Source organism: Streptomyces sp. NBC_00576 (assembly GCF_036345175.1).
GTDB lineage: Bacteria > Actinomycetota > Actinomycetes > Streptomycetales > Streptomycetaceae > Streptomyces.
The window spans coordinates 7,648,922-7,671,644 of record NZ_CP107780.1; the positions used below are offsets into that span (position 1 = coordinate 7,648,922).

Here is a 22,723-nt window from a genome sequence, read left to right on the forward strand (position 1 = left end):
TGCCTGTCACCCCGACCCTCAGCGACACGGCAGCGGCTCCGGAGCACGAGAGAGGGCGGCACCCCTGTGCGGGGGGTGCCGCCTTCTCGCTGCCCGTGCTCATGCCGACGCGCAATCCGTACGCCCGCCGCGCCGCCCAGTACTCGCCCGACCCCCTGACGAACGAGCTCAGCCCTTCCCGGTGCCGTCGAGTTGGAAGTGCCAGACGACCACGATCGGGGAATCGTCCAAGGCCGCAGCCGACGCTTCCGAGCACCAGTGCAACAGGTCCCAGGACATGTAGGTCGGGAGTGGGTCCGGGGCGGTGTCGGGGTCGAGGGAGTGGCGCGGGCGGTGGGGTTCCTCGCAGTGCCGGACCTGGAAGCCCAGGGGGAGGGCTGCGGCGAGATAGGCGCTGAGCGGGCGGTGGTATTCGGCGAGGAGGGACGGGCGGCCGTCCGGGCCGGGACGGCGGGCCAGGGTCGGCCGGAGGTAGGACACCAGCAGGTGGGCATCCGAGATCACAAGGTTCCCGCCAGGGCGCAGGACACGCGCGAACTCCGCCAATACGGGGGCCAGATCGGGGACGTGAGCCAGGGCGAGCGCGCAGACGACGGTGTCGACCGCGTCGTCGGGAAGCGGGATCCGGTGCAGGTCGGCCTCGTGGAAGGCGACATCTGGCAGGCGCTTGCGGGCCTGGGCGAGCATCTCCGGTGAGGCGTCGACGCCGATCACGTCGTGTCCGAGTTCCCGCAGGTAGGCGGTATGACGGCCGGTGCCGCAGGCCGCGTCCAGCGCTGTGCCGACGGGCAGGCCGTCCAGGATGCGCCGGACAACGGGCTGCTCAATGTCGATCATCTGGTTGCCAGGGGCGTCATAGTGCGGGGCCCAGGCTTGGTAGACGTCGGCCGCGCTGATCGTGCCCGGACTCGCCGTGACCCCCTCGGCGTGCGCGAGGGCCGGCGTGTCCAGCAGGGCGCGGATTTCGGCGATCCGGGTTTCGACGAACGCCCGGTCGGCGCTTCCCTCCCTGAAGCCGCGCAGCAAGGCGGCACCCTCGATGCCCAGCAGATATCCCAGGGAACTCAGATAGGTCATCCCAGGGACGGTACGGACACATACTCCGACCGCTCCACCGGTTTTCCTGCGCTTCGGGCAGCTACTGTCGATGGACCTTTGTCAACCCATCCCGGTCAGGTAGGCGACGAGGTGATGGTTACGGTGACGAACCGGTTGCGTAGCCCCTCAGCGAGGTAGGCCATTTCCACGGACGTGCCGACCACGCCGACTTCTCTAAGGTCGGCGACCACCTTCCGCGCTTCGCCCAGCGAAAGGTTCTGCATCTCGCGCAGGGCCCGCAGCACAGGAACGAAGCTTGCGTTCTTGTCCGCAAGGCGAAGCCGAGCATGCCCGTGTTCGGCCAGTAGGGCCTGCCTGATCTCTTCGGGGGCTGGGCCTGTGTCCATCTCGCACCATGCGTTCGGGCAGGTTTGGCACTGTCCTTCAACGCTCCACCGCAACCGACCGCGGTCGATGAACTGGCCGACGTCGCGGACCAGTTCGCCACCGCAGCTCTCGCACTGCGATGTGAGCTTCACGCCCTGAGCGGTGGTGATCACTGGTCGCTCCCTTCGGTGGCGCCACCGACGTTCCGCGGCCACCCTGAGATTCGTCTCGCTGAGCCAAGTGCTGGGGTCAAAGGCTGTGGGCGATGGGGTGAAGCGGTTCGTACAGCGGGAGTTCGGCGCCGCTGGGGAGCCGGATCGCGGTCAGTCTGCCCCAGCGCTGTTCGCTGACCGGGCGGGTGATCTCGACGCCCTGCGCGCGGAACTCGCCGAGCTGGGCATCAAGGTCGTCGCACATCAGGTAGAACTCGTGCTGGGGCGGGCCGTCGGTCGGGTGCACGGCCACCTCGGCAGGGGGCAGCTTGAAGATGAGCCAGCCGCCGCCCGCGTCGACGCCGGGAAAGCCGAGGACGTCACGGAGGAAGGCGCGGTCCGCCTCGGCGTCCTGGCTGTAGAGGATGACATGTGCACCGCTGATCATTGCCTGCTCCTGCCCCGTCGATGTGCTCGCGGTCGTGTCCTCGGCATCCTGGCACGCTCGGTCCAAGAAGACCTTCGACTGCGTTCGATGACACGACGACTGAGTTGCTTGGCAGCGGACATCGTCATGGCGGGGCGGGGCGAAGTCCGGTGCTGGTGAGGCAGCCGTCGAGTGCGTCGCTGCGGTACCGGAGTAGGCGGAGGCCTGCCGGACTGCGGCGATGATGTCCGGTCCAGGCACGACGGCGTCCATGGTCTCCATGAACTGCGTCGCCGGACGGTCGAATCTCTTCGATGGCCCGGCGGTAGAGTCCTCCCGTGCGTTGATCTTCCGAGCGGCGGCCGAGCGCCCCGCCGCAGACGGTGCGGGCGACCCCGATGTGTTCGGGGCCGTCCGGTTCGTGTATCCGTCGTCACCACACCGGAGATCACGCAATGACTGTTCAGAAGCCCATCGCCTACGACTACGACGCGTTCGTCGAACTCGCTGCCGCTGATTCAGCTGTCGTCGGCCTGGTCCTCAAGGGTTCCCGGGCCCATGAGGGCATGACCACCGAGCACTCCGACCACGATCTGTATGTCGTTGTCGACGATCGCGCGACAACCACCCTCACCAGGTTCACCGGTCACCGCACCCCGGAACTCGACCTCGTCGTCCTCTCCCTCGATGAGTTCCGTGCCGCCGGAATGCCCGGCTTCGAGCGGTATGCTCTCGCCCGCGCCCGGGTCGTGCTCGACCGGCTCGACGGAGGCATCGCCCGGATCCTGGCCGACAAGGCACGGCTCGACGCCGATGAGGCCTTCCGGGAGGCGGGTGGGTGGCTCGATGCCTACGCCAACTCCCTCTACCGCTCGGTCAAGAACGACCGCGACGGACAGGCGCTCGCGGCCCGACTCGACGCCGCCGAGAGCATCCGGTTCCTGCTGGAGCTGCTCTTCGCGCTGGACCGTCGTCCCCGCCCCTACAACAAGTATCTGGAATGGGAGCTCGCCCGATTCCCCCTGCCCGGCTGGGACACCGCCACGCTGCTCGACGCCGCGGACCGCATCTCAGGAACGGGTGACGTGCCCACACAGCGTCGGCTCTTCGCCCAGGTCGAGGCAGTGGCCCGGCGGGCCGGGCACGGCGCGGTGCTGGATGCATGGGGTGAGGACTTGGGCCTGATGCGACCGCAGTAGGGGCGCCCAGGCGCCCACCCGCCCAGTGGCGCCGGCGGCGACCGTCAGCAGTAGACCATCGGGCACCGCCGTCTGAGCGAGTGCTGTGCCGCCCGCAAGTACAGCGCCACGTAGAAGGAGGCGTCCAGGTCCTCGCTCCACGGGCCCGGCGCGGTGGCCGAGACCTTCTCCGCCGTGCCGTCCATGAACCAGCTGGTCAGATCCAGGTTGTCGCACATCTCCGGGACCTCGGGCGGTAGTGCGACCGCCGTCGCCAACTTCTCGGCGATCGCCAGGATCTGGGGTGCACCCGCGATCACGGTGTCGTCGGAGTACGACGACTCGACCGGCAGCTCGATCTCCTCGTCCAGGGACACCGGCACCAGTACCGTCCAGCCGAGGAGTATCTCCGTCTCCGCCTTCGAGAGGTGTGCCTCGCACAGCGCCATGAAGGTGTTCATCGGCGGGACCAGTTTCTCCTCGAAGGACCGGCCCGAACCGCGTACGAAGTCCGCTGCCGCGGGTACGGAGTCGTACCGGGGCAGGCCCCGTCGTACCAGCTCCGTGTTCAGGCCCGCGGCGATCTCCGCCCGCCCCTCCTCGCCCTCATCGAACCACCCCTCCGCACTGACATCGACCAGGTAAACGCCCATGACCGCAACGTACTGCGCACCACTGACAACCCCGGTGCGCAGTACGAACGTACGACGGTGGTTACGAGCGGAACGGGCCCGTCACCTCGTACGTGATGCCGCCCGAGGAGCTGCCGCTCGTGCCGCGCTGGCTGGAGAAGTACAGGCGGCTGCCGTTCGGGGAGAATGCCGGGCCGGTTATCTCCGAGCCCGACTGGCCGTCGATGCGGAGGAAGGGGGCGACCACGTCGTCCGGCGTGATCACGCAGATCTCCATGTTGCCGCCGTCCTCCGCCACGAACAGGTCGCCGGACGATGTACCGGTGATGTTGTCGACGCCGGTCAGGGGGGCCGTGCCCGACGTGACCAGGGAGTCGTCGTACGCCAACTCGTAGGTGTTCGTCAGCAGGTTGAGCTGCCAGACCCTGTTGTCGCCCTTCGTGGTGAACCAGACCTTGTCGTCGGCGTAGTAGCAACCCTCGCCGCCGTTGAAGGACTTCGAGCCGGAGACCTGGGTGCGGGTGGTCGTGGGGGAGCCGTCCGGGTCGGGGATCGTCGTCCAGGTGTATGAGCCGGATGTGGCCGTGCCGGCTACCAGGACCTGGAGGGTGCCGGACGACAGGTCGCCCCAAGTCGTGGGGACGAAGCGGTAGAGGCGGCCGTTCGTCTCGTCCTCGGTCAGGTAGACGACCTTGCGGACCGGGTCCGCTGCCGCCGCCTCGTGCTTGAAGCGGCCCATCGCGGGTCGCTGTGTCGCCGCGTTCGTGCCCCAGGGGTCGGTCTCGTAGACGTATCCCAGTGACACCTCCTCGCAGGACAGCCAGGTGTTCCAGGGGGTGCGTCCGCCGGCGCAGTTCTGGCGCGTGCCGGAGAGGATGCGGTACGCGGAGGTGATGGTGCCGGTGGAGGAGAACTTGACCGCGCTCGCGCCGCCCGACGGGTTGATCTCCGAGTTGGAGACGTAGATCCAGCCCGTGCCGTCGGCGTAACAGGCCCCGCCGTCCGGGGCGTTGTGCCAGGTGTACGACGTTCCGGTGACGCTCTGGCCCGAGCGGGCGACGACCCGGCTGGTGAAGCCGGCGGGGAGTCTGATGCCGTTGGCGTCGGGTGCGGCGAGGGCTCCGTACGGGCCCGCGCCCGGCTGGGCGGGAGCCGCGTGGGCGGCGCCGCGCCACAGGGTGCCGCCGAAGACGGCCGCCGAGCCGCCGATGACGGCGGCGCGCAGGAGGGTGCGGCGTTCCACGTGTGCGTTGACTCGTGCGTCCACTCTCGCTCCAAAGGGGGGTGGCCTGACGTGCCGTGACGTCAGGGACCCTAGGGCGGCGGAGTGAAATTGTCATGTACGCGCGATGTCGCCTCGTCTTGCCTTGACGGTGGCGGCCGTTCGTCATACCTGTTACGCGCGCAGCGCCGACGTCTCCCTTCGCCGTACTCCCATGCCTTCGCGGCCCGAGCCCGTCCGGCCGCCGAACGACTGCCCCTGTACGGCATGTTGGGCCGACGGCAACCGAACCACCGCGTCCAGGCCTCCTGTTGCCGCCTCGCGCAGACTCGCCTCCCCGCCACTCGCCAGTGCGAGCCGCTGTACGAGGGCCAGGCCCAGGCCCGTACCGCCCTTGGGGGCGCCCGGCGCACGCCAGAAGCGGTCGAAGGCGCGCCCGCGTTGTTCCGCCGTCATGCCGGGGCCCTCGTCGGTGATGTGCAGGTCGATCCAAGTGGCTCGGTTCTCACGGTGGTTGAGGTGGCTCAAGTGGTTGAGGTGGGGGCGGCGAGGGTGGGGAGGAGTGATCGAGCGGAGCTCCATGGCCACCGTGCTGTTCGCGGGTGATGCTCTCAGGGCGTTCGACAGGAGATTGTCGATGATCTGCTCCACCGCTCCAGGCAGCGCCAGCGCCGGGCCCACCGGTCCCGATCCGCCCGTGAACAGGACCAGGGACACGCCCCGTTGCTCGAACAGTGGAGCCCACGTGCCGTGCCGTTCCGCGCAGATGCCGGCCAGGTCGACCGGGCCGGGGTCCGCCGCGTCCTCCTCCAGGCGGGCCATCGCGAGCAGCCCCTCGACCATCCGGGCCAGCCGGTCCGTCTCCGTCATCGCGGCGGTGAGGCTGCCCCGGGCGTGCTGGGCGATATCGGGCTCCAGGTTCTCCAGACGCAGCCGCAGCGCCGCGAGCGGAGTCTTCAGCTGGTGCGATGCCTCGCCAGCGAACGCCCGTTGTGAGGCGAGGAGATGAGCGAGCCGGGCGGCCGTGCGGTTGAACGCGGCTGCAAGGCTCCGTACTTCGGGCGGGCCGGACGTCACCGCGACCGGCGTTGCCGCGCCACCGTCCGCCAACTCGTGTGTGGCCCGCTCCAGTTCACGGATCGGGCGCCCCGCCCACCGCGCGCACGCGAACGCCACGACGGCCACGGCGGTCAGTACCCCGAGCCCGACGACGGCCAGCAGCAGCCACACCTGGTGCACGCCGGCCCGCACCATCTCCGTGGGGAGCGTGATCCGTACCGCGCCCCTGACCTGTCCGGTCCCGTGCCCGACCGGGGACGCTACGGACAGGTACTGCACCCCGCCGATCGTGGACGTACGGACATGGGTCGTCGCCGTACCGGCGAGCGCGGCCGTCACCTCCGGGCGGGTCGTCAGCTCGCCCTGTTCCGTAGTCGTCAACCGGTGTGACCCGGCGATGAGTTGGCCGCGCGCGTCGACGATGAACACCTGGCCGCCGATCCGCTGAGCGCAGTGCGCGGCCCGGGCGGCGAGCTCGTCGGCGCGCCCGGACGCCAGGGACAGCGCGGCGAACGCCGACACCGACTCGGCCTCCTCGTTGGCGGAGTTGACGATCCGCTCCCGCTCGGCCCGTGAGTAGACGATGCCCAGCGGGATCTCCAGGCCCAGGAGGACGAGGGCGGCGAGGCTGAGGTAACTCATCAGTAGGCGGCGGGTCATGAGGCTGCGGCCCGGGGCGCGCCGGGGGTGCGTACAGCGAGTCGGAAGCCGACTCCGCGCAGCGTCTGGATCCACGCTGGGTCGCCCAACTTCCGCCGCAGCGTGGCGACATGGACGTCCAGGGTCTTGGTCGGTCCCTGGTAGTGGGTGTCCCAGACATGGGTGAGGATCTGCCGCCGTGAGTACACGGCGCCCGGGTCCTCGGAGAGCAGCGCCAGCAGCTCGAACTCCTTGGGCGTCAGCGCGACGGGCACGTCTCCCACCCACACCTGCCGGGTGCGGCGGTCGACCACGAGGGGGCCGGGGGCCGGGGCGGACTCGGGTGCTGGGGGTGCTGGGGGTGCTTCGGGCGGGGCGTACGAGGTGTGCGAGGTGTGCGAGGCGTATGAATCAAACGATTCGTACGCCTCGTAGGAGGTGGACGGGGGAGTGGGTGCGGGAGGTGCAGGGGGCCCGGGGGACGCGTACACGGGAACCGCGGGGGACGCGTACGCGGGAACCTCGTACGTCGGGTCCGGGCGTCGTGCGCGTCGTGTCACCGCCCGTACCCGGGCTACCAGTTCCCGCATGCTGAATGGTTTCGCCAGATAGTCGTCGGCGCCCAGTTCCAGGCCCAGGACACGGTCGGCCTCCTCGCCGCGCGCGCTGAGGATGATGATCGGGACCTCGGAGGTCTGGCGGATGCCCCGGCACACATCGATGCCGTCGATGTCCGGCAGGCCCAGGTCCAGCAGGACGACGTCGCCGTGCGGTCCTCTCAGGCCCTCGGCGCCGGTGGCGACGTGCACGACCGTCAGCCCGAAGTTCCGCAGGCCCTCGGCCAGCGGTTCGGCGATCGTCTCGTCGTCCTCGATGAGCAGCACTCGTACGCCCATACGTCCTGTCTCCCACTCCCACGACACCCGTGACACTCATTGCCACTCATGAATTCCCGAGGTCGACACGCTACAAGACTCAAGAATCCTTTCCGAGCGGATCCAGGCCAATGTGAAAAGCCCCTCACGGTCTTCTGGGGAGCCGACTGGGGGGTCGTTCGGCCGAAAACTGTGGGAAACCTGGTCCCGATTTAGTGTTCCTCTAACCTTCCTCTGGCCATCGCTCCTCTAGCGTTCATCGTGGCATGGATAACCCCATGTCAAGCATCACTTGGAGGGATCATGAAGGCGTTGCTGGACCGCGCCAGGTCGTTCAAGCGGCACGTCGACTTCGAGAGCGGCGAATACCGGAAACTGGCCGAAGGGCAATATCCGGAGGTATTGTTCATTACCTGCTCGGACTCGCGGGTAATACCCGCACTGATCACCGGGGCGCGGCCCGGCGAGATATTCGAGCTGCGGAATGCGGGCAATATCGTGCCCCCGCACAGCACGTACGGGGCCGCCTCCGGTGAGGCCGCCACCATCGAGTACGCACTGGAGGTGCTCGGCGTTCAACACCTCGTCGTCTGTGGCCACTCCCACTGCGGGGCGATGGGCGCCCTGAAGTCAGGCGACGACCTGTCCGCGCTGCCCGGCGTGGACGCCTGGCTGCAGCTGGCCCGCCCGGAACTGGCCCCGGTGCTCACCGAGTCCTCCGACGACCCGTCGGCGTTGCCCGAGGTGGTGCAGCGCAACGTCGTCAACCAGCTTGCCGTACTGCGGAGTTACCCAGGGGTGCGGCAACGGCTCGACGAGGGCCGGCTGTGGCTGCACGGCTGGTACTACGAGATCGACACCGGCCGGGTGTCCGAGCTGGACGAGGACGACCGCTTCCGGGTGCACGCGTCATGAGCGGCCAGCACGCACGCCACGCACAGAGCACCCGTGCGCGCCCGAAAGCTCCGGCGCCGGCTCCGGCCGACCCTGCACAGGCTCCAACCCACCCTGCGCGCAAGGAGACTTCGTCCCCAGGAGGGGCCAAAGGCGGTGCCGGACGCGTCGACCTCGCCACGGAGATCACCGCCTCCCTCGTCGTCTTCCTCGTGGCGCTGCCGCTCTGTATCGGTGTCGCCGTGGCCTCCGGGGTGCCCGCCGAGCTGGGGATCATCTCCGGGGTCATCGGAGGGCTGGTAGTCGGGGCGGCCCGGGGCAGCACCCTGCAGGTCAGCGGGCCCGCCGCCGGACTCGCCGCGCTGGTCGCCGAGACCGTGGGGGAGTACGGCGTCGCCATGCTCGGCGTGATCGTGCTCGGGTCGGGGATCCTGCAGATAGTCCTCGGCCTGGTACGGCTCGGCCGGATGTTCCAGGCCATCTCGCTCGCCGTCGTCCAGGGCATGCTGGCCGGCATCGGACTCCCCCTGATCTTCGGCCAGTTGTACCCGATGTCCGACGCCAAGGCCCCCGGCACCCCCCTGGAGAACATCGCCGGTGTGCCCGGACTGCTCGCGGACACCCTCGCCGACCCCCAGGCGATGACCGCCGCGCTGCTCGGCGTCGTCACCATCGTGCTCAGCTTCCTCTGGAAGAAGATGCCGGGCCCGGTGAAGAAGATCCCGGCCGCGCTGGTCGCCGTGGGGATCGGGATCGGTGTGGCCGCGCTGCCCGGCGTGGACGTGAAGACACTTCAGGTGGGCAACCTGCTGGCCTCCGTACAGGTGCCGGGGAGCGAGCAGTTGGCGGGGCTGGCCGACGTCGGCATTCTCACCGCGATCCTCACCTTCACGGTCATCGCCTCGGCGGAGAGCCTGTTCACGGCAGCGGCCGTCGACCGGATGCACAGCGGCCCGCGTACCCGCTACAACGCCGAACTCGTCGCGCAGGGCGCGGGAAACACGGTCGCCGGGCTCCTCGGCGCGCTGCCCATCACGGCGGTGGTGGCGCGCAGTTCGGCCAACGTGCAGGCCGGGGCGAAGACCCGTATCTCCCGTACGCTGCACGGACTTTGGCTGCTCGCCTTCGCACTGCTGCTGCCGCAGGTCCTCGCGCTGATCCCGATCTCGGTGCTCGCGGGCGTCCTCGTGCACAGCGGCTGGAAACTGTTCGCGCCCGAGGAGTTCCCGAAGATGTGGCGTCAGGACCGGGGCGAGTTCGCCGTCATGACGCTCACCACGCTGGTCATCGTGGCCACCGCGCTGCTGGAGGGCGTGCTCATCGGCCTCGCCGCCGGGGTGGTGCTGGCCGCCCTGCGGATGTCCCGGACCGTCATCCGCCAGGATCTCGACGGTGACGACGACGTCGCCCAGGTCGTCATGGCCGGCAACGCGACCTTCCTGCGCCTGCCGCAGGTCATCGAGGCGCTGGAGGCCGCCGCCGCGTCGGGCAGGCCCCGCATCCGCCTCGACCTGACCGGTGTGACCCATCTGGACCACGCCTGCCGCAATCAGGTCGAGGAGTTCACGGCCCAGCAGCGGGGACTGGGAACGCGGGTCGAACTGCTGATGCCGGGCCAGGCCACGACGACAGCCTCCGCCGACCCGATCGAGGGGACGTTGATGCCGCCGGTCCCGGGCCCCGACGCCGAGTGGTTCTACCTGGACACGGGACCGGTCCCCGACACCTACGCCCATGCCTATGACCATGCCTACACGGAGCGGGCACCGATGGTGCGCTGAGAACCGAATGGCCAAAACCCTACGGTACGTGAGCGTGGATCTCCACAACTCCGTTGCGGTGAGCATGAGTTCACCTACGTTGATGCCTAATGATCAGCACCGGAACTCAGGAGACTCTGCCGTGTTAGACGACGACCCCACCGTCACCCCCACTTCCTCGGCCGGTACCGGCGCCCGCGCGCGGACCCATATCGACACGTCCAAGCCGCACTCGGCCCGCTTCTGGAACTACTTCGTCGGCGGCAAGGACAACTACGAGGTCGACCGGGAGATCGGGGACCACATCAAGGAGATCTTCCCCGGTCTCGTCGACGTCGCCGTCACGAGCCGGCACTTCCTGGGACGCGCCGTCCGTTACCTGGCCGACGAGCAGGGCGTACGTCAGTTCCTGGACGTCGGCACCGGGCTGCCGACCGCGGACAACACCCACGAGGTCGCGCAGCGCGCCGCTCCGGACGCCCGGATCGTGTACGTCGACAACGACCCCATCGTGCTGGCCCACGCGGACGCCCTGCTCGGCAGCACCCCCGAGGGCCGGACCGTCTATCTGAACGCCGACCTGTACGCGCCCGAGACCATCCTCGAAGCGGCGGCCGACACCCTCGACCTCTCCCGGCCGGTCGCCCTGATGGTCCTCAACACGCTCGGCCATGTCGCCGACCACGACCAGGCGCGCGACCTGGTGAGCCGGCTCATGGCGGGCCTGCCGTCGGGCAGCCACCTGGTGATCAGCGACAGCACCGCCACCAGCGAGGGCATGATCGCCGCGTCGGAGGCGTACAACGCGAGCGGCGCCGTGCCGTACTACGTACGGAGCATCGGGGAGATCGCAGCCTTCTTCGACGGCCTCGACCTGGTGGACCCGGGCGTCGTCCAGGTACCCGAGTGGCGCCCCGACCTCCGAGTCCCGGCCGGCCCCGCCGCGGCTGTCGACGCCTACTGCGGAGTGGGCCGCAAGCCCTGACGTACAGAGCGTAGGTAGAGCGTAGAACTGGCCATGGGGGCCGATCCGGCGCAGTCTGGGACACGGACCCGGACCCGGACACTGATCGGGACACTGATCTGGTTCTGGATCCACCAGAACCGCAGTACTCGCCAGAGCCGCCCGACTCGTCGGACTCGTCGCCCATGGAGGTAACCCGAACATGCCGGGCTGGAACGCGCAGGACATTCCCGATCAGAGCGGCCGGATCGCCGTCGTCACCGGTGCCAACAGTGGTCTCGGGTACGTCACCGCGCGGGAGTTGGCGCGCAAGGGGGCGCGGGTGGTGCTCGCCTGCCGGAGCGAGGCGCGCGGGAACGAGGCGGTGGGGCGGCTGCTGGGCGAAGTGCCGGACGCCATCGCCGAGTTCTGGCCGCTGGACCTCGGAGACCTGGGCTCCGTACGGGAGTTCGCGGAGGAGCTTCCGTACGAGCGGCTCGACCTCCTCGTGAACAACGCGGGCGTGATGGCGTTGCCGTACGGGACGACGGCGGACGGGTTCGAGACGCAGTTCGGGGTCAACCATCTCGGGCACTTCGCGCTCACCGGGCTGCTGTTCCCGACGCTGCTCGGTACGCCCGGCGCCCGGATCGTGAACCTCTCCAGTGGTGCCCACGCGCTCGGCAACATCGACATCGACGACCTCAACAGCGAGCGTAATTACCGGCGTTGGACCGCGTACGGGCGTTCCAAGACGGCCAACCTGCTCTTCACGCACGAGCTGGCGCGCAGGCTGGCCGCGATCGGCTCCGGTGTCGTGGTCGCCGCGGCTCACCCCGGGTACGCCGCCACCAACCTCCAGACCGCCGCGCCGAAGATGCAGGGCCACAAGGGCGCCGAGCGGTTCATGGAGATCGGCAACCGGTACTTCGCCCAGTCCGCCGACGCGGGCGCCCTGCCCACGCTGTACGCGGCCACCGCACCGGACGTACGGCCCGACGCGTTCGTCGGACCGAGGTTCCTGGGCTGGCGGGGCTCGCCCGCCAAGTCGTGGCGGGCTTCCTGGACGCTCAACGACCGTGCGGGGGAACGGCTTTGGGCCGCATCCGAGCAGCTGACCGGGGTGACGTTCGAGGGCCTGAAGTCATGACGTCATGAAGTCATGAACGTGAGCGGCGCCCCGGCCGGTGGAGGGCCGGGGCGCCGCTCACGGGCAGCATCAGTCGGGGGTGTGTCAGGCGGCGGTGCGCACCTCGTACGCCGTCACAGCCACCGTCTCGTCGTCCAGGCAGCGGCCCGACTCCAGGTCGAAGCGCTGCTTCAGGAGCGGTGAGGCGACGTACGGGCGGCCCTGGTGGGTGCCGGTCAGGCCGCGGGAGAGGACCGCCGCGCCGCCGAACGGGTCGCGGTTGTCGATGGCGTACAGACTGCCCGCGCGGTCGCGGAAGATGGCCGCCTGCCGGCCGTCCGGCAGCAGGGCCGCCACGCCGCGGCCCGGCAGCAGGAGGCTCAGGTCGCAGACCGTGAACCAGTTGTCGTCGGCGCTGTCGGCGTTGTTGTCGATCCGCAGTTGGATCTTCAGGTCGGTCGTCTCGGGTGCCAGGGTCATCGCTGGGCGCTTCCTTCCAGGACGTCATCGGCGGGGCGCAGGCCGATGGACAGCAGCGGCAGGTCGGGCTTGATCTGGTCCCGCTCGGGGACGAAGCCGACGACCGGGTCGGGGGTGTCCGGCGCGTTCACGAAGGACACGAACCGGGCGAGCTTCTCGGGGTCGTTGATGGTGTCGGACCACTCGTCGCGGTAGTGGGCGACGTGGTCGGTCATCAGCGACTCCAGCTCCTCGCAGATGCCGAGGGAGTCCTCCACGACCACGTCCCGTACGTGGTCCAGGCCGCCGGGGATCCGCTCCAGCCAGGTCGACGTGCGCTCCAGCCGGTCCGCCGTACGGATGTAGAACATCAGGAACCGGTCGATCAGCTTGATCAGTTCGGCGTCGTTCAGGTCCTGGGCCAGCAGGTCCGCGTGGCGCGGGGTGGCGCCGCCGTTGCCGCCGACGTACAGGTTCCAGCCGCCCGAGGTGGCGATGATGCCGAAGTCCTTGGACTGGGCCTCGGCGCACTCACGGGCGCAGCCCGACACCGCCGACTTCAGCTTGTGCGGCGACCTGAGGCCCCGGTAGCGCAGCTCCAGGTCGATCGCCATCCGGACGGAGTCCTGGACGCCGTAGCGGCACCAGGTCTGGCCGACGCAGGACTTCACCGTACGCAGCGACTTGCCGTAGGCGTGACCGGACTCGAAGCCCGCGTCGACCAAGCGGGTCCAGATCAGCGGGAGTTGTTCCACCCGCGCGCCGAACATGTCGATCCGCTGACCGCCGGTGATCTTCGTGTAGAGGCCGAAGTCGCGGGCGATCTCGCCGATGACGATCAGGCCCTCCGGGGTGATCTCACCGCCGGGGATGCGCGGGACGACGGAGTACGAGCCGTTCTTCTGCAGGTTGGCGAGGAAGTGGTCGTTGGTCTCCTGCAGCGCCGCCTGCTCGCCGTCGAGGACATAGCCGCTCGCGCCGATGGTCGGGGCGAGGGAGGCGATGATCGAGGCGACCGCCGGCTTGCAGATGTCGCAGCCGTCACCGCCCTTGGCGTTGTCGCGGCCGTAGCGGTCGAGAAGGTCCTGGTAGGTGTTGATGCGCAGGGCGAGGACGATCTCGTACAGCTCCTCGCGGGTCTGCGAGAAGCAGCCGCACAGGCCCTTGTCGACGACGACACCGCTCGCCTCCAGCTCGGCGGTGACGAGCTGGCCGAGGACCTTGACGCAACTGCCGCACGTCGTACCGGCCTTGGTGCACTTCTTGACCTCGGGCACGGTGGTGCAGTTGTGCTCGGTGACCGCGCCGCGGATCGTGCCCTTGGTGACGTTGTTGCAGGAGCAGATGATCGCGGCGTCCGGCAGTGCGGTCGGGCCGAGCTGGACCGGGCCGCCGGCGCCGGCCGGGAGCACCAGCGACTCGGGGGAGACCGGCGGGACCGTGCCGGTGAACGCGCGCAGCGTGCCGTAGGCCTCCGCGTCGCCGACGAGGATGCCGCCGAGCAGCTTGCCGTCGCGGCCGATGACGAGCTTCTTGTACAGACCCGAGCGGGAGTCGGAGTAGACGACGTCCAGGCAGTCCTCGGTCGCGCCGTGCGCGTCGCCGAAGGACGCCACGTCGACGCCGAGCAGCTTCAGCTTGGTGGAGAGGTCGGCGCCGGTGAACGTCAGCTCCTCGGCCTCCTCGTCCGCGGCGATGGCGGCGGCGGCGGTCTCCGCCTGCTCGTAACCGGGGGCGACCAGGCCGTACACCCGGCCGTCGGAGGCGAGCGCGCACTCGCCGATCGCGAAGACATGCGGGTCGTTGACCGTACGGCACTGCTCGTCGACCGCGATGCCGCCGCGCTCGCCGACCGTCAGGCCCGACTCGCGGGCCAGCTGGTCGCGGGGGCGGACACCGGCGCTGAACACCACCAGGTCGGTGGCGAGTTCGGAACCGTCGGACAGCTTCATACCGGTGACCGCGCCGTCCTCGTCGACGACGATCTCCTGGGTGCCGACGCCCGTGTGGACGGACAGGCCCATGTCCTCGATGGTGCGCAGCAGTGCCGCGCCGCCGCCGTCGTCGACCTGTACCGGCATCAGGCGCGGCGCGAACTCGACGATGTGGGAGGTGAGTCCGAGGCCCTTCAGGGCGCCGGCCGCCTCAAGTCCGAGCAGACCACCGCCGACCACGGCACCCGTCGTACGGGTGCTCGCGTACTCCTCGATGGCGAGGAGGTCCTCGATGGTGCGGTAGACGAAGCAGCCCTTGGCGTCCTTGTTGGGGACCGGCGGTACGAAGGGGTAGGAGCCGGTGGCGAGGACGAGGACGTCGTAGTCGACGACCAGGCCCGAGCGGGAGGTCACCCGCTTCGCCTCGCGGTCGATGGTCTCCGCAGGGTCGCCGATGTGGAGCTCGATGCCCTCCTTCTCGATGAACGCCATGTCGGTCATCGAGAGGTCCTCGGGCGTCTTGCCCGAGAAGTACGAGGTCAGAGCAACTCGGTCGTATGCCGGACGCGGCTCCTCGCACAGTACGACCACGCGGTGCGCGGCGGTCAGGCCGCGCTCGGCGAGCGCTTCGAGGAAGCGCTGGCCGACCATGCCGTGGCCGACGAGGACGATCGTGGGGGTGGCCCCATCAGTGGCGGTCATTAGGAGCCTCCATCGTTGGTGAGCAGGTGGAGCAAGGGGCCGCCGTCGGTGGGGAGCGGCTCTGCTCCCTCCCAGGCGCGCGCGAGGGCGCCGACGGTGCCGAGCTCGCCGACGAGCACCCCGCCGACCAGCCGGTCGTCGCGGACGACGACCCTGCGGTAGGTGCCCCGGGTGGCGTCGGCGAGCTGGATGACGTCGTCGCCGGGGCGGGGGGTGGGCTCGCCGAAGGCGGCGAGATCGAACGGGTTGCCGGTGTCGGCGGTGAAGTCCGTGAGGGTGAGACGGGTGAGGGAACGGGTGCCGGTGTAACGGGCGGCGGAATCACCCGACGCACCCGACGCACCCGCCTCGCCCGACTCGCTTGCGATCAACTCGGCCAGGACTTCGGCCTGTTCGAGGGCCGGGGTGGCCAGACCGTAGATCATTCCCTGGTGCTGGGCGCAGTCCCCGAGGGCCCGGATGTGCGGGTCGGAGGTGCGCAGTTCGTCGTCGACGAGGATGCCCTTGTGCACGGCGAGCCCCGCGTCGCGCGCGAGTCCGACACGGGGGTGGACACCGCAGGCCAGTACGACGAGGTCGGCGTCGAGGGTGTAGTGGTCGGCCATCTCGACCGAGCGGACCCTGCCGCCCACGCAGCGCACGTTCCGTACCCGGCTTTCGGTGTGCACCTCGACGCCCAGCTCCTTGAGGTGCCGCAGCACCAAGTCCGAGGCGCCGGGGTCGAGCTGACGTTCCATCAGCCGCTCACCCTGCTGGGCGAGAACGACCTGCGCGCCGCGTACGGCGAGTGCGCGGGCGGCGGAGACACCGAGGAGCCCGCCGCCGATGACGACGGCCCGCGACCCTGGGCGCACCGCCTTGGAAAGGCCGAGGCAGTCGTCCATGGTGCGGAACGCGTGGACGCCTTCCGGGAGTTCGTGGTCCGGGGTGAACAGCCCGCGCAGGGGCGGGAGTACGGGGTTGGAGCCCGTCGCCAGCACCAGCGTTTCGTATGTGATCGACGACCCGTCGGAGCAGTGCACGGTCCGGTCGGCGCGGTCGATGTGCTCGACCCGGGCGCGGACCAGCCGGTCCGGCGTCGGCAGGGCGATCACCTCGGGGGCGTACCGCCCGGCGAGGACCTCGGCGAGCAGCACCCTGTTGTACGGGCGGTGCTCCTCCTCGCCGACGAGCACGACGTCCGAGGCGGACAGGCCGAGCTCACCGAGCCGCCGGGCGAGCCGTACGCCCGCGAGCCCGGCGCCGATCACCACCACACGCGCATTCGAGGTCATGTACTGCAGCGTGCGTTGCCGGTGTTACCCGGCAGCATCACGTCTGTTTCCCGGGGGGCACGCTTCCCTCAGCGGGGGCGGGGGATGGGTGTGAGGGTTCGGTGGGCGTGCGGAAGGGGGCTGTGAGGTGCACGAACGATACGGCCGAGAGGTGGCTGTGAGGTGCGTGAACGCCACGGCGGAGGGGCGCGTGAACGATACGGCCGTTAGGTGCGTGAACACTATGGCCGAGAGGGGCTCCACCGCTACGGCCGAAAGGTATCCCGTCTCTTTTGCCGGCGGATGCGCGACCTAAGCTCGCGATCATGCCTGACATATCGCTGCCCATGATCGCCGCCCTCTGTCTCGCCGCCCTCGCGGCCGGCTGGATCGACGCCGTCGTGGGCGGCGGGGGCCTCCTCATGATGCCCGTACTGCTGCTCGGGCTCCCGGACACGTCGTCGGCGGCGCAGTACGCGCTCGGCACCAACAAGGCCATGGCGATCGTCGGCACCACGGGCGCGGCGGTGACGTATGCACGCAAGGCTCCGGTGGACGTACGCCTGGCGGTACGCATCGGGCTGGCGGCGGTCGCCGGGTCGACGGCCGGGGCGTTCGTCGCGGCCGGCATGAGCACGGACACCCTGAAGCCGGTCATCATGGTCGTCCTGCTCGGCGTCGGCGCCTTCGTGATCTTCAGGCCTGCCTTCGGTACGGCCCCTGCGACCACCCCGGTCTCCGCGCGCCGCGTCCTCGCCGCGATCGGACTCGCGGGCCTGGGCATCGGCTTCTACGACGGCCTCATCGGCCCCGGCACGGGCACGTTCCTCGTCCTCGCGCTCACCGCGCTGCTCCACCTCGACCTCGTGACCGCTTCCGCCACCGCCAAGATCGTCAACTGCTGCACCAACGCGGGCGCCCTCGCGATCTTCGCCTGGCAGGGCACGGTGTACTGGCAGCTGGGCGCGCTGCTGGCCGCGTTCAACCTGGTCGGCGGGACGGTGGGGGCGCATACGGCGCTGAAGAAGGGGAGCGGGTTCGTACGGGGGGTGCTGCTGGTGGTCGTGTTCACGCTGGTGGCGAATCTGGCGTACCAGCAGTGGGTGGCGTAGCGGCGGGGCGGCACAGCGACGCTCGGGGGATGTCAGCTGCTGCCGGTCAGGTGCTGCCGGTCAGGTGGGCGAAGACGACGACGTTGCCCTCGTACCCCGTCCGGGGTGAGTAACGGCCGCCGCATGTGATGACGCGCAGCTCGGGCCGGGACGCGGCGCCGTATACCTTCTCGTCCGGGAAGCGGTCCGTGTCGTACACCTCGACGGCGTCGACCGTGAAGAGAGCGGTGCTTCCGTCACTCCGCTCGACCTCGATCGCGCCGCCCTTCTTCAGGGCGCCGAGGCGGAAGAAGACGGAGGGCCCGTCGGCGTTGTCGACATGCCCGGCGACGATCGCGGTGCCCGTCTCGCCGGGGGCCGTGCCGGCCTCGTACCAGCCGGCGAGGTCCTCGCGCTCGGCGGGCGGTACGTCCAGGCTGCCGGTGGGGGTGAGGCCGAGACCCATCAGCGGGGCGTTCACGCCGATGGCGGGGATGCGGATACGGAGGGGCGGGGAGGGCGGGAGCGCGGGGGCGACGGGCTTCGGTACGGCGGATCCCGAGTCGGGTGAACCCGTACGGGCCTGGGCGGCGGACGGCTGCGGTGGGGCGTGGGTCTCGCCGCCGCTGCGTACCAGCCAGGCGCCGGAGCAGACGGCGACGACGGTGAAGACGGCTATGACGAGGTTGGTGAATCTGCGCACGCGAGCCTCCTGGATGCCCCTGTTTCCGCCCCTGCTTCCACCCTGGTGTTCGCCCCGGATTTCACCCTGACATCTGCTCTGGTGTTTCACCCTGGCCCCCCTCCGGGCCGCGAGGGGCATCGGGCCCGGAGGGAGGGGGACATGCGGTACCGGCGACGGACTGCGGAGGGTGTCCGTCAGATCCTGTCGCCTCTCGCCCGGCGATGCAGGAGCCAGGTACCGCCCGCGGCGGCGACGGCGAGAGCCGCCACGCCGGCCGCGGTCTGCACGGGGTCGGGACCGAGCGCGCCACCGACCCCCGTCTTCACACTCCCCCTGGGGCGCACGGGCGGCCGGGTCGAGGTGAGCGTGACGACAAGATCACCGCTGACCTGTGGCCCGCTCACCTCTCCATCGCACCGGGCGACGATCTCGTACGTCCCCGGTTGCGCGCCCGGCGGCACCCGGAACTGCCCGACGGCGACCTCCTCGTGCGTACCGGGCGCGAGGACGAAGGCCCCGGCACCCACCGCACTGGCATCACCGGCGGCGGTACCGCCCGCTCCGCAGGCCGTCGTGTTGACGGTGACCTGGGTACCGGGGGTGACGGTCGCGGGGTAGACCTCCAGCGCACCGTTACCACTGCTCCCGGTGCCGGCGAAAGCGGGCGCGGCGGGCGCGGCGAAGGCCACGGTCACGGCCGATCCCGCGACGGTGACGGCGAGCGCGGTACCGGTCAGCAGGCGGGCGGCGGTGCGTCGCATCGGGCTTGCTCCTCCGAGATCCGAGAGCTTGCGAACGGGGTGGTCTGCTACCGAGGTAAGTGGCAGGGGCCCGGACGCGCTCCCTGAGGGGCCGTCAGAAATACGGTGAACGGGTGGCCCGGGACGACGGGGAGCGTTCCGCGCATCGGCATTTCGGCAGGTCATCGCCGTACGGCTGGAGTGTCGCGGAAGAGATCCGGATGGGCTGGGGCCGGGGGTGTGAACGGGTGACCGAGGCGGAGGCGAATGAAGGGCTTGACCTCAAGAATGCTTGAGGTAAGAGGCTGTGCCGCATGCAGACACACACTGAAGCCAGTGAACCCACCGAATCCGTCGAGTCCGTCGAACCCACCGAATCCGTCGAACCCGTCGAGTCCGTCGAACCCGTACGTGTGACCGTCGTCGTCGGCAGCAACCGTGCGGGCCGTTTCGGCCCAGTGGTCGCCGACTGGCTCCTGGACCGGATCGGGACCCGAGACGACCTCGTGGCGGAGGTCGTGGACGTCGCGGACACCGCGCTCCCGACGACGTTCGCGACCGACGCGGGCGCGAAGTCCGAGCTGGCGGCGATCAAGCCGAAACTGTCGTCCGCCGACGCGTTCATCGTCCTGACCCCCGAGTACAACCACTCCTACCCGGCCGGCCTCAAGAACCTCATCGACTGGCACTACACGGAGTGGCAGGCCAAACCGGTCGCCTTCGTCTCGTACGGCGGCGTCTCCGGAGGCCTCCGCGCGGTCGAACACCTCCGCCAGGTCTTCGCGGAACTCCACGCGACGACGGTCCGGGACACGGTGTCGTTCCACAACGCGGGGGCGTCGTTCGACGAGGAGGGCCGACTGAGGGATCCGTCGGGACCGGACGCGGCGGCGAAGACGATGCTGGGTCAAGTGGTGTGGTGGGGACGGACGTTGAGGGAGGGGCGGGCGGTTCGGGCGTACGGGGCGTAGTGGCGCTCTGAGGAAGCCTCAGGGTTCACCGCGCCACTGTGTGAACAGCACGCATCGGCGGGCCCCGGAACTCAGGGGCCCGCCGAGCTGTCATCCGGTCATGCTGGCACGCACCCATAGCCCTGGCCGACTCCGGACTCCCGCCCGTCCTGCTCTACCCCCTCCACCACGTGCCGGCGCCGACCTCGCACCCCGACTCCCCGCCGCTGAACGTGCTGCTGGGCCCCACCCGCGCCGCCATCCTGAGAGCCAGCGCGACCGGCTCCACCACCACCGAGGCCGCCCGCCGGGCAGGCGTGACACCCACAACGGCCAGCCATCACACCGCCGTACTGTGCGACGCCGGCCTGATCACCAGCCACCGCCACGCCAACACGGTCCTGCACACCCTGACCCCGCTCGGAGCGGCCCTGTTGCGAACGGGGGCGGGCGATGACACGTCCTAGACGGCACCTGTACGTCCTCCCCAACACCTGTGCGACGGAAGTCCGTTGACCGCCGAGCGAGTCCTTGGGCACCGATAGGATCGTCGGCATGTCTGTACGTCTTCGTATGCGTCAAGCACTCCCGGAAGCGATGCGCGCCCGTGACAAGGTCGCGGTGAGCGCCCTGCGCGCAACACTCGGCGCGCTGGACAACGCCGAGGCGGTGCCCGTGGGCGAAGCGGAACTCCGCGGCGTGGCCCTCGAACAGTCCCCGGCCGGCGCAGGCGCCACCGAAGCGGCGCGGCGCGAGCTGAGCGAGAGCGGTGCGGAGGATGTCGTACGCGCCGAGGTCGCCGAACGACTGGAGGCAGCCGCGCAGTTGACCACACCGGCACACGCAGACCGGGCCGCACGGCTCCGAGCGGAGGCCGCGGTGCTGTCGCGCTTCCTCGAGGGTCCCGACGCCACATAGGAACGGCGTCGGCTCGCGCTCAACCGGACCTGCGGTACCAGCTGTCGGCGCTGGGGAGGAGAGGCGGGGTCGCGGCACACGGCCGGTGTGAACGGGCTGCTTTTCGCGGCGCCTACGGAGTCACTCGGCGCCGGGTGGAAAGCCGTAGATGCCGACGCCCGCCGGTGGCGCATCCGGGATCTCGAGCGGGCAGATTCCCCAGTCCTTGGCGATGGCCATGACGTGCCTCTCCTTTGGCATGTCGGCAAACCAGTCATCCCAGTCGGATTCGCTCCAGGATTTCATCCCCTCTTCCACGCCCCTGATGCCGACATCGAGTTGGCGCTCGATCTTTGTCGGCTCACCGATTCGCAAGGGGCTGTCACTGTCTGAGCTGTTATAGCCATAGACCCGGACGACCTGGCCGGCCTCCACTCTCGCCCAGACGTGGTACTCGCCGATGCGATCGGTGTGGAAGTACTGAAAGTCGCCCAGGCGCAGGCCGAGTGACCGAAGCCAGGACAGGAGGGATGGACCGTTGTCCACAACTCCGACTGTGAGGTGGATCCGGCCGTGAGCCAGCGTCCAGCCGTCCACGGGAGAGGCTACGAAGACACCTCGCCGGTACGCCGCTTCTGTCCCCGACTCCCAGTCCATTGTCACTCGCGAAAGCAACCCAAGCGCGTCGGCGACTTGCTCGTTGTCACCGCCGGGCACAGCCAGCCAGGACGTCTTGTAGCCGATTCCCACAGCAATCCCCTCCCACCCGCGTACGCGTATCCTGCCGCACGGCTCCGACATGTGCCTTCGTGCCGAGTCGATGAAGCCGATCCATCCCGCTTTCTGCATCAACTTCCTCTTCATGCAGTGCTGTTCATACTTTTTCAGGCGGGACCGAGACACTCGGTACGCAGCTCTGACGCCTTGGTGATCTATCAGGACTGTGGCTACGAGGCCACAACGAGCGCACAACGGGTCGGCGGCGGCGCCGCAACTCGACGCGGATCGTCCCTACCATCCGGCGTACAGGGGTACAAAAAGCGACCCCCGGGTCAGGGGGACACCGTGCAGTCGACCGTTTCATGGCCCATTGTCCAGCGCCTCGCCGGCGCTTTCGCGGCCTGCGCGGCCCTCGCGGCAACCTCGGGGTGCACGGTTCCCATTGACGCTGTCGCCGGCATCTCGGTGACCGACGACGGCCATCTGGTCGGCGTCATGATGGTCTGCGGACATCACATCGACGGCGCGATGCTCTACGTGGACAGCGATGACGCCGACAAGCAGGTGACGGTCGGTTCATGGACCGCAGCCCGACCCCTCAAGGCCGGTCTCGCCACCTGGACCCTCGATGCGCCTGCCGCCGGCTGGACCGCGACCACATCTCTCAAACCGCTCACCGCCAAGACCACGTACACCCTGTACGGCTGGACCAAGGACAACTCGTGGTCGTCGAGCAGCGTCTCCTTCACCCTGCCTGACCGGGACCGGCTCACCCCCGGGATGGTCCGCTACGACGGCGTCGAATCCGCGGTCATCGTCCCGGTGACGGAGTTCAAGGCGAGGGCCTGCAAGGACGGTTAGCGCCGGATGCGGTCTGCCGTGATCACGCCGCTTGCGCGGCGTGCGTCTCCTGACCTCGGGCGAGGGTGCCCTCTCATCAAGTGCTTGTGGGTGCCC

At 69.5% G+C, this 22,723-nt stretch carries 23 protein-coding genes; 10 read left to right on the forward strand and 13 right to left on the reverse strand.

Translation table 11 applies throughout. The annotated features are described in order from the left end of the window. Window positions 1-168: 168 nt before the first annotated feature. From OG734_RS33310 to OG734_RS33320, 3 genes are all read right to left on the reverse strand, one after another. Window positions 169-1,077 carry a class I SAM-dependent methyltransferase gene (locus tag OG734_RS33310; protein ID WP_330291132.1) on the reverse strand — a complete coding sequence of 303 codons (909 nt, stop codon included), beginning with the start codon at window positions 1,075-1,077 and terminating at the stop codon, window positions 169-171. A gap of 95 nt (window positions 1,078-1,172) precedes the next feature. Continuing rightward, window positions 1,173-1,598 (reverse strand): hypothetical protein, encoded by a 426-nt coding sequence (locus OG734_RS33315; RefSeq protein WP_330291133.1) that lies wholly within the window; start codon window positions 1,596-1,598, stop codon window positions 1,173-1,175. Window positions 1,599-1,674: 76 nt separating this feature from the next. After that, window positions 1,675-2,025: a VOC family protein gene (locus tag OG734_RS33320; protein WP_330291134.1), complete on the reverse strand. Its 351-nt coding sequence runs from the start codon at window positions 2,023-2,025 to the stop codon at window positions 1,675-1,677. 434 nt (window positions 2,026-2,459) lie between these two features. On the opposite strand from OG734_RS33320, the gene OG734_RS33325 reads away from it, so the two are divergent. Then, complete coding sequence (locus OG734_RS33325) at window positions 2,460-3,203, forward strand: hypothetical protein (protein WP_330291135.1); 744 nt, start codon at window positions 2,460-2,462, stop codon at window positions 3,201-3,203. A 44-nt stretch (window positions 3,204-3,247) separates the two neighbouring features. Here OG734_RS33325 and OG734_RS33330 read toward each other — a convergent pair whose 3' ends face one another. The 4 genes from OG734_RS33330 to OG734_RS33345 form a co-directional block, all read right to left on the reverse strand. Further along, window positions 3,248-3,835 (reverse strand): hypothetical protein, encoded by a 588-nt coding sequence (locus OG734_RS33330; protein ID WP_330291136.1) that lies wholly within the window; start codon window positions 3,833-3,835, stop codon window positions 3,248-3,250. A gap of 61 nt (window positions 3,836-3,896) precedes the next feature. Continuing rightward, complete coding sequence (locus tag OG734_RS33335) at window positions 3,897-5,057, reverse strand: alkaline phosphatase PhoX (RefSeq protein ID WP_330293886.1); 1,161 nt, start codon at window positions 5,055-5,057, stop codon at window positions 3,897-3,899. Window positions 5,058-5,210: 153 nt separating this feature from the next. Beyond that, the gene (locus OG734_RS33340; protein WP_330291137.1) at window positions 5,211-6,755 is read right to left on the reverse strand and encodes a sensor histidine kinase; all 1,545 of its coding nucleotides are present in this window, start codon (window positions 6,753-6,755) and stop codon (window positions 5,211-5,213) included. Further along, window positions 6,752-7,630, reverse strand: coding sequence for a response regulator transcription factor (locus OG734_RS33345; protein WP_330291138.1), 879 nt, complete (start codon window positions 7,628-7,630; stop codon window positions 6,752-6,754). Before OG734_RS33345 ends, OG734_RS33340 begins: the two co-directional genes overlap by 4 nt. A gap of 282 nt (window positions 7,631-7,912) precedes the next feature. On the opposite strand from OG734_RS33345, the gene OG734_RS33350 reads away from it, so the two are divergent. From OG734_RS33350 to OG734_RS33365, 4 genes are all read left to right on the forward strand, one after another. Then, window positions 7,913-8,524 (forward strand): carbonic anhydrase, encoded by a 612-nt coding sequence (locus OG734_RS33350; RefSeq protein ID WP_330291139.1) that lies wholly within the window; start codon window positions 7,913-7,915, stop codon window positions 8,522-8,524. After that, the gene (locus OG734_RS33355) at window positions 8,521-10,284 is read left to right on the forward strand and encodes a SulP family inorganic anion transporter (RefSeq protein ID WP_330291140.1); all 1,764 of its coding nucleotides are present in this window, start codon (window positions 8,521-8,523) and stop codon (window positions 10,282-10,284) included. Before OG734_RS33350 ends, OG734_RS33355 begins: the two co-directional genes overlap by 4 nt. A gap of 121 nt (window positions 10,285-10,405) precedes the next feature. After that, window positions 10,406-11,248, forward strand: coding sequence for an SAM-dependent methyltransferase (locus OG734_RS33360; protein WP_330291141.1), 843 nt, complete (start codon window positions 10,406-10,408; stop codon window positions 11,246-11,248). A 181-nt stretch (window positions 11,249-11,429) separates the two neighbouring features. After that, complete coding sequence (locus OG734_RS33365; RefSeq protein ID WP_330291142.1) at window positions 11,430-12,356, forward strand: oxidoreductase; 927 nt, start codon at window positions 11,430-11,432, stop codon at window positions 12,354-12,356. An 84-nt stretch (window positions 12,357-12,440) separates the two neighbouring features. On the opposite strand, the gene nirD is transcribed toward OG734_RS33365, so the two are convergent. From nirD to OG734_RS33380, 3 genes are read right to left on the reverse strand one after another with little or no spacing between them, the layout of a single operon-like run. Then, on the reverse strand, window positions 12,441-12,815 hold the full coding sequence (gene nirD, locus OG734_RS33370) for a nitrite reductase small subunit NirD (RefSeq protein WP_330291143.1): 375 nt from the start codon (window positions 12,813-12,815) through the stop codon (window positions 12,441-12,443). Further along, entirely contained in the window at window positions 12,812-15,430 is a 2,619-nt protein-coding gene (nirB, locus tag OG734_RS33375; RefSeq protein ID WP_330291144.1) for a nitrite reductase large subunit NirB, read from the reverse strand. The genes nirD and nirB overlap by 4 nt, the downstream gene beginning before the upstream one ends. Continuing rightward, the gene (locus OG734_RS33380) at window positions 15,430-16,704 is read right to left on the reverse strand and encodes an NAD(P)/FAD-dependent oxidoreductase (protein WP_330291145.1); all 1,275 of its coding nucleotides are present in this window, start codon (window positions 16,702-16,704) and stop codon (window positions 15,430-15,432) included. Before OG734_RS33380 ends, nirB begins: the two co-directional genes overlap by 1 nt. 305 nt (window positions 16,705-17,009) lie before the next feature. On the opposite strand from OG734_RS33380, the gene OG734_RS33385 reads away from it, so the two are divergent. Beyond that, window positions 17,010-17,795 carry a sulfite exporter TauE/SafE family protein gene (locus OG734_RS33385; RefSeq protein ID WP_330291146.1) on the forward strand — a complete coding sequence of 262 codons (786 nt, stop codon included), beginning with the start codon at window positions 17,010-17,012 and terminating at the stop codon, window positions 17,793-17,795. Between the two features lie 46 nt (window positions 17,796-17,841). Here OG734_RS33385 and OG734_RS33390 read toward each other — a convergent pair whose 3' ends face one another. Together OG734_RS33390 and OG734_RS33395 are read right to left on the reverse strand one after the other, a co-directional pair. Then, a complete protein-coding gene (locus OG734_RS33390) occupies window positions 17,842-18,477 on the reverse strand; it encodes a class F sortase (protein ID WP_330291147.1) in 636 nt (211 codons plus the stop codon). Between the two features lie 176 nt (window positions 18,478-18,653). Then, a complete protein-coding gene (locus OG734_RS33395) occupies window positions 18,654-19,220 on the reverse strand; it encodes a hypothetical protein (RefSeq protein ID WP_330291148.1) in 567 nt (188 codons plus the stop codon). 293 nt (window positions 19,221-19,513) lie between these two features. Here OG734_RS33395 and OG734_RS33400 point away from each other — a divergent pair, with 293 nt between their 5' ends. From OG734_RS33400 to OG734_RS33410, 3 genes are all read left to right on the forward strand, one after another. Next, window positions 19,514-20,170 carry an NADPH-dependent FMN reductase gene (locus OG734_RS33400; protein ID WP_330291149.1) on the forward strand — a complete coding sequence of 219 codons (657 nt, stop codon included), beginning with the start codon at window positions 19,514-19,516 and terminating at the stop codon, window positions 20,168-20,170. 170 nt (window positions 20,171-20,340) lie between these two features. Continuing rightward, window positions 20,341-20,616 carry an ArsR/SmtB family transcription factor gene (locus OG734_RS33405; protein WP_330291150.1) on the forward strand — a complete coding sequence of 92 codons (276 nt, stop codon included), beginning with the start codon at window positions 20,341-20,343 and terminating at the stop codon, window positions 20,614-20,616. Between the two features lie 130 nt (window positions 20,617-20,746). Next, on the forward strand, window positions 20,747-21,067 hold the full coding sequence (locus OG734_RS33410) for a hypothetical protein (protein WP_330293887.1): 321 nt from the start codon (window positions 20,747-20,749) through the stop codon (window positions 21,065-21,067). Window positions 21,068-21,187: 120 nt separating this feature from the next. Here OG734_RS33410 and OG734_RS33415 read toward each other — a convergent pair whose 3' ends face one another. Next, complete coding sequence (locus OG734_RS33415) at window positions 21,188-21,910, reverse strand: hypothetical protein (RefSeq protein WP_330291151.1); 723 nt, start codon at window positions 21,908-21,910, stop codon at window positions 21,188-21,190. Between the two features lie 201 nt (window positions 21,911-22,111). Here OG734_RS33415 and OG734_RS33420 point away from each other — a divergent pair, with 201 nt between their 5' ends. Then, a complete protein-coding gene (locus OG734_RS33420; RefSeq protein ID WP_330291152.1) occupies window positions 22,112-22,627 on the forward strand; it encodes a hypothetical protein in 516 nt (171 codons plus the stop codon). Window positions 22,628-22,723 lie beyond the last annotated feature (96 nt).

Coding starts and splice junctions, on each gene's coding strand:
- OG734_RS33330 (WP_330291136.1), bottom strand. CDS start 3,835: ATGGGCGTTTACCTGGTCGATGTCAGTGCGGAGGGGTGGTTCGATGAG.
- OG734_RS33365 (WP_330291142.1), top strand. CDS start 11,430: ATGCCGGGCTGGAACGCGCAGGACATTCCCGATCAGAGCGGCCGGATC.
- OG734_RS33410 (WP_330293887.1), top strand. CDS start 20,747: ATGCGCGCCCGTGACAAGGTCGCGGTGAGCGCCCTGCGCGCAACACTC.
- OG734_RS33395 (WP_330291148.1), bottom strand. CDS start 19,220: ATGCGACGCACCGCCGCCCGCCTGCTGACCGGTACCGCGCTCGCCGTC.
- OG734_RS33320 (WP_330291134.1), bottom strand. CDS start 2,025: ATGATCAGCGGTGCACATGTCATCCTCTACAGCCAGGACGCCGAGGCG.
- OG734_RS33355 (WP_330291140.1), top strand. CDS start 8,521: ATGAGCGGCCAGCACGCACGCCACGCACAGAGCACCCGTGCGCGCCCG.
- OG734_RS33400 (WP_330291149.1), top strand. CDS start 19,514: ATGCAGACACACACTGAAGCCAGTGAACCCACCGAATCCGTCGAGTCC.
- OG734_RS33310 (WP_330291132.1), bottom strand. CDS start 1,077: ATGACCTATCTGAGTTCCCTGGGATATCTGCTGGGCATCGAGGGTGCC.
- nirB (WP_330291144.1), bottom strand. CDS start 15,430: ATGACCGCCACTGATGGGGCCACCCCCACGATCGTCCTCGTCGGCCAC.
- OG734_RS33345 (WP_330291138.1), bottom strand. CDS start 7,630: ATGGGCGTACGAGTGCTGCTCATCGAGGACGACGAGACGATCGCCGAA.
- OG734_RS33325 (WP_330291135.1), top strand. CDS start 2,460: ATGACTGTTCAGAAGCCCATCGCCTACGACTACGACGCGTTCGTCGAA.
- OG734_RS33380 (WP_330291145.1), bottom strand. CDS start 16,704: ATGACCTCGAATGCGCGTGTGGTGGTGATCGGCGCCGGGCTCGCGGGC.
- OG734_RS33340 (WP_330291137.1), bottom strand. CDS start 6,755: ATGACCCGCCGCCTACTGATGAGTTACCTCAGCCTCGCCGCCCTCGTC.
- OG734_RS33385 (WP_330291146.1), top strand. CDS start 17,010: ATGCCTGACATATCGCTGCCCATGATCGCCGCCCTCTGTCTCGCCGCC.
- OG734_RS33350 (WP_330291139.1), top strand. CDS start 7,913: ATGAAGGCGTTGCTGGACCGCGCCAGGTCGTTCAAGCGGCACGTCGAC.
- nirD (WP_330291143.1), bottom strand. CDS start 12,815: ATGACCCTGGCACCCGAGACGACCGACCTGAAGATCCAACTGCGGATC.
- OG734_RS33415 (WP_330291151.1), bottom strand. CDS start 21,910: ATGAAGAGGAAGTTGATGCAGAAAGCGGGATGGATCGGCTTCATCGAC.